This is a genomic window from Bacillus cereus group sp. MYBK101-2 (genome assembly GCF_051918845.1).
GTDB lineage: Bacteria > Bacillota > Bacilli > Bacillales > Bacillaceae_G > Bacillus_A > Bacillus_A paranthracis.
The window spans coordinates 88,068-102,302 of sequence record NZ_JBQAIE010000001.1; the positions used below are offsets into that span (position 1 = coordinate 88,068).

Below are 14,235 nucleotides of genomic sequence, written 5' to 3' on the forward strand. Positions count from 1 at the left end.
TTTCCTCCTCCCTTAAAATGAGCGATGTTTTCAGTTTACCAAAAATACAGAATTTTTAAAAGTTTTAAACTCTGTCCATATCAAAAAGAAAAGACACTCTTAGCGAGTGTCTTTTAGCGCTTATTTCATTTGTTGCTTGTTCATCGCGCTCATCATTTGATTGATTTTCTTTTGGGAAGGTTTTTGTCCCATTTGCATCATCATCATTTTTAACATTTGTTCGTTAATTGGTGGATTTTTTTGTAAGTAATTCATCATGTATTTGCGGGCAATGAAAAATCCTAACGCCACGCCTGCTACTAGTGCTACTACGCCCACTAGAATACCTAACCAAATTGGCATATATTTTCCTCCTTCATGTTGTCTACCTTACAGTGTACTAAAACCTTTTCAATAAGACAAGATACAATTCGACATTTTTTACACATATGTTCGTACTTGTTTTAGAGGATTCAGCCATCCGTACTTTGTATTTTCATAATCCATAGCTAAAAATGTTAATTCACACTTCCGAAGCACCTCAAAGAAAGTCGTTTCCATAGAAACATTTCCAGAGGTATTCATGCGAATATAGTGTGGTTTCACCATTATTTCGCCATATTCTGCCCCTGTATAAAGTGTATGTGTATGATGTGTTCGATCATATTTACCAAGAACGCGCAAAGCTTGTTCTAATTTATGATGAATTTTCATTACTTGTAATGGCATCGTTATATACATCATTTGTTTATATAGCACTTTTTTCTCCGAAAGGGACCCAGATTCTGAAAATCGAGCAAATAAATCAAAAAACAAATATTCACGACCAAAGTAAGCTTTCGCAATATCCTCTTGAATTAAATACAATTCATACGTTTTCATCTTTCGCCTCCCAATCTGGACAACCTTTTCTCTTCATTATATAGAAGAAATTTTGCAATGATTGTCTGACTGCGGAGAGAGAAAAAACTTTTTCTGTCGAAAAAACTCATTTACATAGAAAAACCTCTCCATGCCGGAGAGATTTTTCTAAAATCATTAAAGCATTTCTTTTACTTTACGAACAACGTTCTCTACAGTAAATCCATACTCTTCCATAATCTTCTCACCAGGAGCAGAAGCACCGAATGTATCGATACCTAACACATCTCCTTCAAGACCTACGTAACGGTGCCATCCGAATGTAGCACCCATTTCGATTGCGAAACGTTTTGTTACTGCTTTTGGTAATACAGATTCTTTGTACTCAGCAGTTTGAGCTTCAAAGCGATCCATAGATGGCATGCTGACAACAGATGCGTCAACACCGTCTACTGCTAATGCTTTTTGAGCTTCAACAGCTAGACTTACTTCTGATCCAGTTGCAAGTAAGATTACATCAGCTGTTTCTTTCTTGCTTGCAGAAACTACATATGCACCTTTTGCTACTTTTTCATACGTATCGTCTTTTGCACCTTCTAATGTTGGAAGGTCTTGACGAGTTAATACTAAAGCAGTTGGTTTATTTGTAGATTCTAGAGCTAGTCTCCAAGCCGCAACAGACTCGTTACCGTCAGCTGGACGAATAACAGATACATTTGGCATTGCACGTAGCGCCGCTAATTGCTCGATTGGTTCATGTGTTGGACCATCTTCACCAACAGCGATACTGTCGTGTGTGAATACATACGTTACCGGCAATTGCATTAATGCTGCAAGACGAATTGCTGGACGTAAGTAGTCAGAGAATACGAAGAACGTACCACCGTAAGTTTTTAAACCACCATGTAGTGCAATACCGTTCATTGCTGCACCCATTGCGAACTCACGTACACCGTACCAAATGTTCTTACCGCTGTAATCATCTCTTGTAAAGTCTTTTTCGTTATTCATGTATGTTTTGTTAGAACCAGCAAGGTCAGCTGACCCACCGAAGAATGATGGTACAGATTCTGCAATTGCATTAATTACAGCACCAGAAGAATTACGAGTTGCTGCTTTTGATCCTAATTCATAAGTTGGTAAGTTTTGCTCCCAACCTTCTGGAAGTTGACCGTTCATTGCTGCTTGGAATTCGTTTGCTAATTCTGGGTATGCTTGTGCATATTCACCTAGCATCGTGTTCCACTCTGCTTGCGCAGTTTCACCAACATCTTGTACTGTTTTACGGAAGTTGTCGTATACTTCTTCTGCTACATGGAAGTCTTGCTCAGCAGTCCAAGCATATGCTTCTTTCGTTAATTTTGTTTCTTCTACACCAAGTGGAGAACCATGTGAAGCTGATTTTCCTGATTTGTTTGGAGAACCGAAACCAATTGTCGTTCTTACTTCAATTAGCGTTGGGCGTTTTTCGTCAGCTTTCGCTTCTTCAATTGCTTTCGCGATTGCTTCAATATCGTTTCCATCCTCAACACGGATTACTTGCCATCCGTATGCTTTGTAACGATCTTCTACACTTTCAGAGAATGAACGATTTAAATCGCCATCTAATGAAATATCGTTTGAATCGTAAAGCACAACAAGACGACCTAATTGTAAATGAGCAGCTAATGAAGATGCTTCAGCAGAAACGCCTTCCATTAAATCTCCATCACCACAAATAGCGTATGTATAATGGTCTACTACATTATACGTATCACGGTTATATTTAGCAGCTAAATGTCTTTCTGCCATTGCCATACCTACAGCAGTTGCAATACCTTGTCCAAGTGGACCAGTCGTTGCATCTACACCAGCTGTATGACCGTACTCAGGATGTCCTGGAGTTTTGCTTCCCCATTGACGGAAGTTCTTTAAGTCATCCATTGTTACATCATAACCAGATAGGTGAAGTAGGCTGTATAATAACATTGAACCATGACCTGCAGATAATACGAAACGATCACGGTTAAACCACGTTGGGTTATTTGGATTGTGTTTCATAAATTGAGTCCATAATGTATAAGCCATTGGTGCTGCACCCATTGGCATTCCTGGGTGACCAGAGTTTGCTTTTTCAATCGCATCGATGGATAATGTGCGAATCGTGTTGATAGAAAGTTGTTCGATTGAATGTGACATGCTATTCTTCCCTTCGCTTATATTAGTAAACGTTTTATACATTTATATGATAGCTTCCCACGCAAGATTATACAACATGTATCGACAAATATGTTGATGTTTTTTTGATTTTTTATAAAAAAATCAATGTTTCCGGGAATGTATGGGCATTCAATATGACATACTTTTTCATTATTTTTATTTTAAAAAGAGAGAGAATTATCTGTATATTTATACAGATATACAAAATTCTTCTATACTAACTTTTTCAATCCGCTTTAAAAATACAAAAAAGCATCTAAATTCGATGCTTTTCAAATCAGTTAAACAATCCGTTTCCGAATCGAACTTGAAATAAAATCAATGATAATGACCATTAAAATGATGCCCAATAAAATAATTCCCACGCGAGACCAATTGCGTGAACTCAGTGCAAAAATTAGAGGTGTGCCAATTCCACCTGCTCCAATAACACCTAAAATGGCAGCGGATCGCACATTAATTTCGAACCTGTATAACGTATACGATAGAAAATCTGGTAATACTTGCGGCAATACTGCATACCAAAGTATTTGAAAGCGATTCGCACCTGTTGCTATTAACGCTTCCGTCGGTCCTTTATCTATATTTTCAATTCCTTCTGAATATAATTTCCCTAACATTCCAATAGAGTGTAACCCTAAAGCTAGAACGCCGGCAAAAGAACCTGGTCCAACAGCTTTTATAAATAGAAGGGCCATAACTAATTCAGGAAATGTACGGACAAAACTAAGTACAAATTTCCCAGTTCCCGAAGTTAATTTTCCACTACTCATATTCGTCGCCGCCCAAAAAGCGAATGGAACAGATAAAAAGGCAGAAATAAATGTACCTAATATCGCAATTGCCAACGTATCAATTAAACCATGTAATAAATCTTCACCATCTGACAAAGATACATACGACCAATCTGGATTCAATACACCTGTCATAATTGCTTTTGTAATTTCTCCCGCCGTATCTTTGATTCCCTCTAGCGGTACTCCCGAAAAAGCCCATACATAAACAAATGTAAGTGCTATGAAAATAATCCAGCGATACATACTCGGTTTCTTCGGTTTTGGTACGATTAACGTCGTTTTACTCATTATAATTTCTCCCGCAACAATGTACTTACATAATCAATTAACAATACAACAACAAGGGTATAAATAATAATAGATGCAGTTTGTTCATATTGTAAAAATCCAAGTGTACGATCATAATATAACCCAATACCACCTGCCCCTACTAAACCTAAAACAGCTGCTGCACGTACGTTTACCTCAAATGTATAAAGAACATAGGAGACAAAATGCGCTTTCACTTGCGGAATTACCCCATAAATAATCCATTGCACTTTATTTGCTCCTACTGCTGTCATCGCTTCTAATGGACCTGGATCAATCGATTCAATTGACTCATACAACAATTTAGCCACGAGCCCAATTGAGAAAAAAGTAAGAGCCAAAATACCTGGAAGTGGTCCTATTCCAAAAATAGCTACAAAAATCGCCGCTAATAATAAATCTGGTATCGTTCGGATAAAATTTAAAATCAATCGAGCTGGACTGTACAAAAATGCACTAGTAAACACATTATTTGCCGCAAATAGTGCCAGTGGAATAGCTAAAATCGCACCTAAAGTCGTCCCAATAATCGCCATACGTATTGTATCTAACATTGCTGTTGTAATAACTTGAAAATAACTCCAATCTGGTGGCACCATCTCTTTTAGCAAATCCATCATATTAGGAAAACCAACTACTAGTTTTGAAAATGATGCGTCGACCTGTATACTACTTCCCCACAACAGTAAAATGACTAGAACAGCCGTTAACATATGTTTTAACTTACTCGGCGGCTTCGGTATCGATTTCGAATATATCGTCACGTCATTCATTTAACTGCCACCTCTAACAATTCGCTTTTCTGCGCTACGTCACCATAAATTTCAGCAAATTTTTCATCCGTTGCCTCTTCTACTAGGCCATCAAAAACAATTTCGCCTGCATGTAATCCAATAATGCGTGTCGCATATTGTCTAGCTAAATCAATAGAATGTAAGTTTACAATTGTTGTAATTCCAAAATCTTCATTAATTTTTTTCAAATCATCTAATACTTGCTTTGTTGTTAGCGGATCTAACGACGCAACAGGTTCATCTGCCAATATGATTTTTGCTTCTTGCGCCAATGCTCTAGCAATTGATACACGTTGTTGTTGTCCTCCTGATAATTCATCAGCCCGCGCATATGCTTTTTCTAAAATATTTACTCTTTTTAACGATTGAAAGGCAAGCTCCAAATCTTCTTTCGGAAATAGACCTAACGTTGTACGTAATGTCGAATGATACCCGACACGGCCAGCTAATACGTTCTTTAATACCGTTGATCGCTTTACAAGATTAAAACTTTGAAAAATCATACCAATATCCCGGCGCATGCGGCGTAATCCTTTTCCTTTTGCAGCAGTAATAGACTCACCTTCAATCATGATTTCACCTTCTGTAATCTCATGAAGACGATTTACCGATCTTAAAAGTGTAGACTTTCCAGCTCCGGACAGCCCTACCATTACAACAAACTCACCTTTTTGAATTTTCAAATTTATATCATTCAATCCTTTTGTACCATTTGGATACACTTTGGAAACATTTCGAAACTCTATCACACATCTTACCTACCTTCTATGAATTCAAAACGGCAAACTAACTGAAAACATACCTTTCCAGTTAGCTGCCATTTCCATATGTATTATTGCGTTTTTACTTTCTTCCCATATTCACGAACGATATCAAATTTACTATCATCAGATTTAACATATCCTTCATGTGAATATACTTCTTTAATGATTTTGTGACCTTCCTCATTCTTTCCAATTTCAATGAAAGCATCCTGTAATTTCTTGCTCCACTCTTCATCTAAATCAGAACGTACCGAAATCGTATCGTTTGGAATTTTCTCCGTAAATTTCACTATTTTCGTTTGATCGAATATATTCGGATAATCTTTTTTTACAATATTACGAGCATCTTGGAATACAACAGCTGCATCTACATCACCATTTAAAAGAGCAATAAGCGACTGATCGTGACCTTTTAATGTAACAGGTTTCACATCTTTTAACGGATCAACGCCCTCTTTTAATAGTACAGCCGCAGGCCACACATATCCCGCTGATGAAGTTACATCTTGATAGCCAATTTTTTTACCTTTTAAATCTTTTACACTATTAATATTTGAATCTTTCTTAACAACAAACTCAGATTTATAGAAGTCTACTAAATCTTTTGTAGGAGCTCCAGTTTCATCATCTACTCCAAAACGTTGTGCTTGTAAAATTACGTTTGCAGCTTTTTTCTCATGTGCTAGCACATACGCTGTTGGAGGTAAAAATCCTACATCTACTTGCTTAGATGCCATCGCTTCTACAATTGTATTGTAATTCGTCGAAATACTAACTTTTACTGGAATATTTAACTTATCACTTAATAGCTTCTCAAGTGGTTTTGCCTTCGCCTCTAACGTATCTGCATTTTGAGAAGGAACAAATTGAACATTTAAAGTCTTCGGTACATACCCTTTTTTCGTATCTGCATTTTTACTTGCGCTTGATTCCTTCGTTCCACAGCCACTTAACAAACCCGCTGCTAATACAACTGTTGTGCTCATTGCAAAAACTTTTTTCAACATGTTAATGCCTCCATTTTTCATTGTTATAAAATAACCTTTCATAAACATGAAGAAATATATCACACATTTTTACAAATAATTGATTATTTACAGAATCTTTACACATTCTATACACTCACATTAAAATTCTCTCCATATATTTGATATGCTTAATCGGTAGATAATAATAGAAAAGGTGAATGATATTGAATCAAAATCAAATTGTAACTTTAAACATCCTATTAACAAGTGATATACATGGTACTGTTTATCCAATTCACTACCAAGATAACTCTCCAGCAGAAATTGGTTTAGCTAAGATTTCTACTCTTATAAAAAAAGAACGGTCCCAAAATAAAAACGTTCTTTTAATTGATAACGGTGACTTCATACAAGGAACACCATTTACTTACCATTACGCTACATATGAAAAAGATAAGAAAAACCCAATGTCATTAATAGCAAACTATTTACGTTATGACGCTGCAGTGATTGGAAACCATGAATTTAATTATGGAATGGATGTATTAAACAATGCTATTTCTACTGCAAACTCCCCATATTTATCAGCAAATATTTTAGACAAAAGCAGTAAAAAACCTTATTTCGGGAAACCATATATAATAAAACATATTGAAGCAAATATAAAAATTGCTATTTTAGGGGTGACAACGCATTATATTCCAAATTGGGAACAACCCCATCACATTAAAGACTTGCAATTTGAAGATGCGTTAGAAACAACAAAAAATTGGGTTTCTTACATTCACGAACATGAGAAACCAGATTTACTAGTCGTAGCGTATCATGGGGGATTTGAACGCGATTTACAAACTGGAGAACCGACTGAAGTTTTAACAGGCGAAAACCAAGGGTATGCTATGTGTCATGAAATTGAGGGCATAGATATTTTATTAACAGGCCATCAGCACCGAAAAATTGCTCAAACAGTGGGTAATGATGTAACAATTTTACAGACTGGATGTAATGGACATTCAGTTGGAAAAGTAACTGTAACATTTGAAAAAATGAAACAAGAGTGGGTAAAAAAAGAGAGTTATTCAGAACTATTGACTGTGCAAGAAATCGAGACAGATCCAGATGTTCTTTACTTGGTAACCGATTATGAAGAGAAAACACAAAAATGGCTTGATCAACCTATTGGAACCATCCACGGTGACATGCAAATTTCAGATGCTATGCAAACTCGTTTGCAAGACCATCCTTTTATTGAATTCATAAATAAAATACAGATGGATATAGCTAATGTTTCTATTTCTTGTACAAGCTTATTCCATAATACATCTCCAGGTTTCCCGACATATGTAACAATGCGTGACATCGTTTCTAATTATATTTATCCCAATACATTACAAGTAATTAGAATAACTGGAGCAGATATAAAAGATGCCCTTGAACTCTCTGCTTCTTATTTCACATTAAAAGACGATGGAACCATCATCGTAAACCCTAGCTACATAGAACCAAAACCGCAACACTATAATTACGATATGTGGGAAGGAATTTCGTACGTATTAAACATTTCAAAACCAATTGGCGAAAGAGTAGAATCTTTACAACATAAAGGCACTCCCCTTAATATGAACGAAGAATATGACGTCGTTATGAATAATTATCGCGCAAGCGGCGGAGGGAACTTCTTTATGTTTCAAAATAAGCCCGTAATAAAAGACATACCAACAAATATGTCTGAACTTATTGCTAACTATATATTGAAACATAAAAAGATAGAAGCAACCGTTAATAACAACTGGAAAGTTATTAAATAAATAAAAAAGATGGGCTTCGCCCATCTTTTAGTTTAATTTTGCATTATCTTGCTTTTTTAAAGCTTTTAATTTCGCCGGTGTAACATCAGTACCTTGTTCGTTAACGACTTTAATTCCTTTTAGTTCGTTTAACATATTTTGACGAAATCCTTTTAAATATTGTTCACGTAGCGATTGACGCTCACGTTGTTCTTCTTCAGTTAAACCTTCAGCTTTTGCTTTTTTCGCTAAGAAGTTAATGCGTTCAACGAGTTCGTGACTAAGCATCTCGAATCCCCCTTCTACTCAAAACTGATTATTATCATACAATAGTTACTCTTCTTTATCAAGCAATTGCTTTGTATACTCTACATATCTACGATGTACCGTCGCTTTTGAGACATTATGACCAAAGCCACGTAGTGTTGCTGCAATTTCTTCGAAAGTAAGTTCACTCTTGCGCAAACGTACAATTTCCTCAATTGGCACTTCTTTCTTCTCTCGTCCTACACTTAAATGACGATTCTTTAAATTATTTTCTGGACGATAGCCTTTTTCTACTGCTCGTTGCATACCACGTTTAATTTTTAAATTATGAATCTTTCTTTGATACTCTTCAACAATACCAATAATATCTAATACCATTGAATCAGAATCCGACAATTGCAATTCACCATTATGTGTATGTGTATATACTTTTATTCCTTCTTTATGTAAACAGTGCATTAACGCAATCTTTGCATTACCCCTACCAAGGCGCGTTTCATCTTGTATAAGTAGCACATCAATTTGTTCGTCTCGAATTGTATCTAGCACTTCTAATATGCCGTCACGTTCAATTGTATAGCCACTAGCCTGTTCCTCAATCACCTTAGTAACATTCATTTGATAGCGCTCCGCTAAATGCAATAATTCATCTTTTTGACGTAATAATGATGTTTCTTGTGCTTCTTTTGTTGTACTCACACGCGCATAAATAATTGCATTCATTATGAACCCCTCTTTCTCACTATAATTTCCCTTTAGTGTAACATAAATTCGTCTTTTGTTCGAACTTATGTTTGTAGAATGTTTTTTCACATGTTATACTTATTAATAAGAAAATGAAAGAAAACGAGGTGTTAGAAAACATGGAAAAGTTAACGAAACGCCAGCAAGACATTCTCGACTTTATTAAGCTAAAAGTACAAGAAAAAGGATATCCACCTTCCGTACGTGAAATTGGTCAAGCAGTCGGCCTCGCTTCTAGTTCTACAGTGCACGGACATTTATCAAGATTAGAAGAAAAAGGATACATTCGACGCGATCCAACAAAACCACGTGCAATTGAAATTTTAGGTGAAGACCGAATGGATACAGAAACACAATCTGTTATTCAAGTTCCAATTGTCGGGAAAGTTACTGCTGGATTACCAATTACAGCAGTCGAAAGCGTTGAGGAACACTTCCCTCTTCCAGCTAGCATTGTCGCAGGAGCAGATCAAGTGTTTATGTTACGTATTTCTGGAGATAGTATGATTGAAGCTGGTATTTTCGATGGAGATTTAGTTGTTGTTCGCCAACAACAGTCTGCATATAATGGTGAAATTGTAGTCGCTTTAACAGAAGATAATGAAGCAACTGTTAAACGTTTCTATAAAGAAAAAGACCATTTCCGTCTACAACCGGAAAACTCTTCATTAGAACCTATCATTTTAAAGCAAGTGTCAGTTATCGGTAAAGTAATTGGCGTATATCGTGATTTACATTAAGAATATAAAAGAAGATAATTACCTTATTTATATACGGTAATTATCTTCTTTTTGTATTTTGATAGATTTTCACACATTCTATTTCTTATGAACGCGTTTCAATCGTCACATCGCCCGCAGCTGTTTTACCGCTAATCTTTTTACTCCCATTACCAATCGTTACGCCTTTATTTTCTTCATTAAAAATTGTTACATCCCCGGCAGCACTTTGCCCAGTAATTACCGCATCTTTCGGTTTTTCCGATAAAGTAATATTTATATCTCCCGCAGTTGAACTTGCTTCTAGATTGTACTTAGAATCATGATCTAGAATATTTATTTCCCCACTGGTCGTTTTTGCAGTCACTTTCCCTATTACTTTTTTAAAGTTTACTTCACCAGCTTTTGTAGATCCCTCCACATTCTTAGCCGTTACATGTTTCAAATCCACTTCTCCAGTAAGTGTTCTAGCACTTACACGGTCACTTTTCACATCACTTATTTCAATTTGTCCAGCAGATGAATTTACTTTTACATCTTGGTAAGAGCGTTCAGGCACAAGGAGAGTCAATGTAGACGTTTGAAACCTAAAATCGTAAAAAGAAAAATCAAATGAAGCATCTTTTTCTCTTTCCCCAATGATTTTTAATGTGTCACCATCTTCAGTAATACGAATCTCTTGTTTACGCGCATCTCCTGATTGCTTTACATAAAAAGAAGCGTCAGGAGATTTTTGGACAACAATATCCCCGACATCTAACTTAACTTCTATATTTTTTAGTGTTTCATTTTTAATTTTATCTTCTTTGTTTCCTTCTTCTGCAGCTTGCACTGCTTTTTCATATGTTTGGGAAATCCCAATTACTCCAATAATGATACAAGCGATTGCTGCTAACAATATTTTTTTCATCATCTACTCCCCTTTTATCATTTTGAAGTTCCATATTACATAACGTACGCAAAGCTTTTTAAACCACTTCGTACTATAATAAGCGATTATACATAACAACAAACCTACTCCAACAAAAGTTATACCAACGAATAAATCTAACCATATAAAGGTACCCATAAATACTTTTCCAATTACGAAAAATGGTGTCACTATACTAGCAATCCCACCGACCCAAAAAGAAAATATAAAAGCAATAATTGCAAATAACGGGCCTAACACAATAATGAAATTAAACAAACTAAGTCCAATCGCCGCCATGACAGCTCTTGTCACATTTGAAGTTGATGGATCTTTTTTCATTTCATCGAAACGATACATCGCAAGCAATTCTTTTGCAATTACTTTCGGAGAACCAAGCCCCTTTATTATTTCCGATTCAGTTTTTCCCTCTTCTATCCCAAACTGAAAATGCTCTTCATAATCAAATAAAATATCTTTTCTCTCTTCGTCCGGTAACTTTCTAAGGTGACTTGATAATTCCTTAAGAAACTGTTCTTTACTCATCCCATTCCACCCCTTCAATAATTTCTTGTACACCTTTCGCAAAATCACGCCACTCTGTTACTAACAAATTCAGTTGCGTTTCCCCTTGCTCAGTTAGTTGATAATATTTGCGAGGTGGTCCTTCCGTAGATTCTTTTAAATACGTTTGAAAATATCCTTCCTTCGTTAAACGGCGTAATAAAGGATATACTGACCCTTCCGATATTAAAAATTTATTTGAGATTTGCTGAACAAGTTCATAACCGTAACAATCCTTACGTTTCACAAGTGCCAGTACACACAGTTCTAACACACCTTTTTTAAACTGAACGTTCAAGGACAATCCCCCTTTCTCATTTCAGTACTGTTCAATAAACAGTACCTTCCTTATCCATAATATACCACTTAGTATTATTTATTGCAAGGTACTATATTTTTAAACACTCGAACTTTAGTATGAAACATATCCAATACCGAACACAACATATCATACAATTTTTTATACCCATAGATATTACGCATGTTACTTTTACTTATCCACCCCTTTGGAACACAAAACAATTCGAATTTCACCACGTTACATTAAAGATATGGAATAGAAATTTAAATACCGTCATAATTTCTTCAGACATCTATTCAATTCATTTCAACTATCACCTATATTGCCAATAAATAAAAAAGCCCTGATACCGTAGTATCAGGGCTTCCTCACCTCTTAGTATAGAGACATATATTGATCGCGTTCCCATTGGTGAACTTGCGTACGGAAAATATCCCACTCAATTTCTTTCGCTTCGATGAAGTGCTCAAGTAAGTGATCTCCTAATGCTTTACTAATTACTTCGTTAGATTGTAATGTAACTAAAGCTTGCGCTAATGTTGCTGGTAAGTCAACGATACCTGCTTCTTCGCGCTCTTCTTTTGTCATTACGTAGATGTTACGGTCTACTGCAGCTGGTGGAGTTAATTTGTTTTTAATTCCATCAAGACCTGCAGCTAATAATGTTGCCATTACTAAATATGGGTTTGCAGCTGGGTCAACACTACGTACTTCTACGCGCGTACTAATACCACGAGATGCAGGGATACGTACTAATGGGCTACGGTTTTGTGCAGACCACGCTACGTAACAAGGAGCTTCGTATCCAGGTACTAAACGCTTGTAAGAGTTTACAGTTGGGTTTGCTACCGCTGTAAATGCTGGTGCGTGTTTTAAAATACCTGCGATGAAGTGACGAGCATCATCACTTAATTGTAAGTCACCGTTTTGATCGAAGAATACATTCTCACCATTTTTGAATAATGATAAGTTACAGTGCATACCTGAACCGTTCACACCGTATAATGGTTTTGGCATAAATGTTGCGTGTAAACCGTGTTTACGAGCAATTGTTTTTACAACAAGTTTAAATGTTTGAATGTCATCACATGAACGAATTGCATTTGCATATTTGAAGTCAATTTCGTGCTGCCCTGGAGCAACTTCATGGTGAGACGCTTCAATTTCAAAGCCCATTTCTTCAAGTTCAAGAACGATATCACGACGACAGTTTTCCCCTAGATCCATCGGCGCAAGGTCGAAGTATCCACCGTTATCGTTTAATTCTAATGTTGGATTTCCTTTTTCATCTACTTTGAATAGGAAGAATTCCGGCTCTGGTCCAAGATTGAAATCTGAGAATCCTAAAGCTTCCATTTCTTTTAATACACGTTTTAAATTGTTACGTGGATCCCCTTCAAATGGAGTGCCATCTGCATTGTAAATATCACAGATTAATCGAGCTACTTTACCTTTTTCAGCTGTCCAAGGGAAAATCACCCAAGTATCTAAGTCTGGATATAAGTACATATCAGATTCTTCAATACGTACGAAACCTTCAATAGAAGATCCATCAAACATCATTTTGTTATCAAGAGCTTTTGTTAATTGGCTCACTGGAATTTCTACGTTTTTAATTACCCCTAAAAGGTCCGTAAATTGTAAACGGATATACTTTACATTCTCTTCTTTCGCCAAACGGAAAATATCTTCTTTTGTGTACCTAGCCATTATAAATTCCTCCTTAGTCCCTCTAAACACCTTCAGAATCAGTTCTCTTTAGTGAAAAAATCTTGAAATATCACCTTGTCGCAATGAAGTTCGATTAAATCTACCTGTATGTTGTAGTTCATCTCGAAGTATTTTGCGAAGCTCAGTTTTTGAAATTTCTTTCGTTTCTTCTTTTACTTTCACTGCTTCTGTTTGATTTTCTTTCATTAGTAACACTTGTTTAATACCAGCCATATTCAAGCCTTGATCTAATAAATCTTTAATCTCTAACAACTTATCTACATCGTTAAATGAGAATAATCTACGATTCCCCTTTGTACGGGTTGGAGAAACAAGATTATGCTCTTCATAGTAGCGAATTTGACGTGCAGACAATTGTGTTAAATCCATAACAATACCAATAGGAAACAGCGGGGCAGAACGTCTATCTTCTTTCATTGCTTCAGTTCCTCCTTCGCCTTAACTGCTTCTCATTTTATACCATGTTATGTTTGATGTCAATAGATGTTAGATTTTCTTACATGATTTTTTATAAATTTTTTCATTCTTTTTTCTAATGAAA

16 protein-coding genes are annotated in these 14,235 nt (G+C 36.0%); 2 read left to right on the plus strand and 14 right to left on the minus strand.

The annotated features are described in order from the left end of the window. Positions 1 to 120 precede the first annotated feature (120 nt). The 7 genes from ACTFSI_RS00430 to ACTFSI_RS00460 all read right to left on the minus strand — a co-directional run bounded on the left by ACTFSI_RS00430 (position 121) and on the right by ACTFSI_RS00460 (position 6,710). Entirely contained in the window at positions 121 to 342 is a 222-nt protein-coding gene (locus ACTFSI_RS00430; protein WP_001123317.1) for a YneF family protein, read from the minus strand. Positions 343 to 420: 78 nt separating this feature from the next. Then, a complete protein-coding gene (gene sirA, locus ACTFSI_RS00435; RefSeq protein ID WP_000860645.1) occupies positions 421 to 861 on the minus strand; it encodes a sporulation inhibitor of replication protein SirA in 441 nt (146 codons plus the stop codon). A gap of 156 nt (positions 862 to 1,017) precedes the next feature. Then, a complete protein-coding gene (gene tkt, locus ACTFSI_RS00440) occupies positions 1,018 to 3,018 on the minus strand; it encodes a transketolase (protein ID WP_000019784.1) in 2,001 nt (666 codons plus the stop codon). A 302-nt stretch (positions 3,019 to 3,320) separates the two neighbouring features. Then, positions 3,321 to 4,124, minus strand: a complete 804-nt coding sequence (gene phnE / locus ACTFSI_RS00445; protein ID WP_044793449.1) for a phosphonate ABC transporter, permease protein PhnE — start codon at positions 4,122 to 4,124, stop codon at positions 3,321 to 3,323. Then, the gene (gene phnE / locus ACTFSI_RS00450; RefSeq protein WP_044793450.1) at positions 4,124 to 4,918 is read right to left on the minus strand and encodes a phosphonate ABC transporter, permease protein PhnE; all 795 of its coding nucleotides are present in this window, start codon (positions 4,916 to 4,918) and stop codon (positions 4,124 to 4,126) included. The genes phnE (ACTFSI_RS00445) and phnE (ACTFSI_RS00450) overlap by 1 nt, the downstream gene beginning before the upstream one ends. After that, positions 4,915 to 5,688, minus strand: a complete 774-nt coding sequence (gene phnC / locus ACTFSI_RS00455) for a phosphonate ABC transporter ATP-binding protein (RefSeq protein ID WP_044793451.1) — start codon at positions 5,686 to 5,688, stop codon at positions 4,915 to 4,917. The genes phnE (ACTFSI_RS00450) and phnC overlap by 4 nt, the downstream gene beginning before the upstream one ends. Before the next feature lie 83 nt (positions 5,689 to 5,771). Continuing rightward, positions 5,772 to 6,710, minus strand: coding sequence for a phosphate/phosphite/phosphonate ABC transporter substrate-binding protein (locus ACTFSI_RS00460; protein WP_000915049.1), 939 nt, complete (start codon positions 6,708 to 6,710; stop codon positions 5,772 to 5,774). 185 nt (positions 6,711 to 6,895) lie between these two features. Between ACTFSI_RS00460 and ACTFSI_RS00465 the strand changes: the two genes are divergently transcribed. Then, positions 6,896 to 8,479 (plus strand): bifunctional metallophosphatase/5'-nucleotidase, encoded by a 1,584-nt coding sequence (locus ACTFSI_RS00465; RefSeq protein ID WP_440045190.1) that lies wholly within the window; start codon positions 6,896 to 6,898, stop codon positions 8,477 to 8,479. A 27-nt stretch (positions 8,480 to 8,506) separates the two neighbouring features. On the opposite strand, the gene ACTFSI_RS00470 is transcribed toward ACTFSI_RS00465, so the two are convergent. Both ACTFSI_RS00470 and ACTFSI_RS00475 read right to left on the minus strand, forming a co-directional pair. Continuing rightward, on the minus strand, positions 8,507 to 8,746 hold the full coding sequence (locus ACTFSI_RS00470; RefSeq protein ID WP_000948565.1) for a DUF896 domain-containing protein: 240 nt from the start codon (positions 8,744 to 8,746) through the stop codon (positions 8,507 to 8,509). A gap of 45 nt (positions 8,747 to 8,791) precedes the next feature. After that, complete coding sequence (locus ACTFSI_RS00475; RefSeq protein ID WP_000991471.1) at positions 8,792 to 9,448, minus strand: YneB family resolvase-like protein; 657 nt, start codon at positions 9,446 to 9,448, stop codon at positions 8,792 to 8,794. Between the two features lie 140 nt (positions 9,449 to 9,588). On the opposite strand from ACTFSI_RS00475, the gene lexA reads away from it, so the two are divergent. Next, entirely contained in the window at positions 9,589 to 10,209 is a 621-nt protein-coding gene (gene lexA / locus ACTFSI_RS00480) for a transcriptional repressor LexA (RefSeq protein WP_000413738.1), read from the plus strand. Between the two features lie 85 nt (positions 10,210 to 10,294). Here the strand turns inward: lexA and ACTFSI_RS00485 are convergent, their stop codons facing one another. The 5 genes from ACTFSI_RS00485 to glnR form a co-directional block, all read right to left on the minus strand. Further along, the gene (locus tag ACTFSI_RS00485; RefSeq protein ID WP_277616990.1) at positions 10,295 to 11,101 is read right to left on the minus strand and encodes a DUF4097 family beta strand repeat-containing protein; all 807 of its coding nucleotides are present in this window, start codon (positions 11,099 to 11,101) and stop codon (positions 10,295 to 10,297) included. After that, the gene (locus ACTFSI_RS00490; RefSeq protein ID WP_044793454.1) at positions 11,102 to 11,644 is read right to left on the minus strand and encodes a DUF1700 domain-containing protein; all 543 of its coding nucleotides are present in this window, start codon (positions 11,642 to 11,644) and stop codon (positions 11,102 to 11,104) included. Then, positions 11,637 to 11,960 carry a PadR family transcriptional regulator gene (locus ACTFSI_RS00495; RefSeq protein WP_001102620.1) on the minus strand — a complete coding sequence of 108 codons (324 nt, stop codon included), beginning with the start codon at positions 11,958 to 11,960 and terminating at the stop codon, positions 11,637 to 11,639. Before ACTFSI_RS00495 ends, ACTFSI_RS00490 begins: the two co-directional genes overlap by 8 nt. A 378-nt stretch (positions 11,961 to 12,338) precedes the next feature. Then, entirely contained in the window at positions 12,339 to 13,673 is a 1,335-nt protein-coding gene (gene glnA / locus ACTFSI_RS00500) for a type I glutamate--ammonia ligase (RefSeq protein ID WP_000135327.1), read from the minus strand. A 48-nt stretch (positions 13,674 to 13,721) separates the two neighbouring features. Next, positions 13,722 to 14,111 carry a transcriptional repressor GlnR gene (glnR, locus tag ACTFSI_RS00505; protein WP_000656783.1) on the minus strand — a complete coding sequence of 130 codons (390 nt, stop codon included), beginning with the start codon at positions 14,109 to 14,111 and terminating at the stop codon, positions 13,722 to 13,724. Positions 14,112 to 14,235: the final 124 nt, after the last annotated feature.

What these genes read in the sequence shown, in the direction of transcription:
- ACTFSI_RS00430 (WP_001123317.1), bottom strand. Translation starts at nt 342, where the DNA reads ATGCCAATTTGGTTAGGTATTCTAGTGGGCGTAGTAGCACTAGTAGCA.
- sirA (WP_000860645.1), bottom strand. Translation starts at nt 861, where the DNA reads ATGAAAACGTATGAATTGTATTTAATTCAAGAGGATATTGCGAAAGCT.
- tkt (WP_000019784.1), bottom strand. Translation starts at nt 3,018, where the DNA reads ATGTCACATTCAATCGAACAACTTTCTATCAACACGATTCGCACATTA.
- phnE (WP_044793449.1), bottom strand. Translation starts at nt 4,124, where the DNA reads ATGAGTAAAACGACGTTAATCGTACCAAAACCGAAGAAACCGAGTATG.
- phnE (WP_044793450.1), bottom strand. Translation starts at nt 4,918, where the DNA reads ATGAATGACGTGACGATATATTCGAAATCGATACCGAAGCCGCCGAGT.
- ACTFSI_RS00460 (WP_000915049.1), bottom strand. Translation starts at nt 6,710, where the DNA reads ATGTTGAAAAAAGTTTTTGCAATGAGCACAACAGTTGTATTAGCAGCG.
- ACTFSI_RS00470 (WP_000948565.1), bottom strand. Translation starts at nt 8,746, where the DNA reads ATGCTTAGTCACGAACTCGTTGAACGCATTAACTTCTTAGCGAAAAAA.
- ACTFSI_RS00475 (WP_000991471.1), bottom strand. Translation starts at nt 9,448, where the DNA reads ATGAATGCAATTATTTATGCGCGTGTGAGTACAACAAAAGAAGCACAA.
- lexA (WP_000413738.1), top strand. Translation starts at nt 9,589, where the DNA reads ATGGAAAAGTTAACGAAACGCCAGCAAGACATTCTCGACTTTATTAAG.
- ACTFSI_RS00485 (WP_277616990.1), bottom strand. Translation starts at nt 11,101, where the DNA reads ATGATGAAAAAAATATTGTTAGCAGCAATCGCTTGTATCATTATTGGA.
- ACTFSI_RS00490 (WP_044793454.1), bottom strand. Translation starts at nt 11,644, where the DNA reads ATGAGTAAAGAACAGTTTCTTAAGGAATTATCAAGTCACCTTAGAAAG.
- glnA (WP_000135327.1), bottom strand. Translation starts at nt 13,673, where the DNA reads ATGGCTAGGTACACAAAAGAAGATATTTTCCGTTTGGCGAAAGAAGAG.
- glnR (WP_000656783.1), bottom strand. Translation starts at nt 14,111, where the DNA reads ATGAAAGAAGATAGACGTTCTGCCCCGCTGTTTCCTATTGGTATTGTT.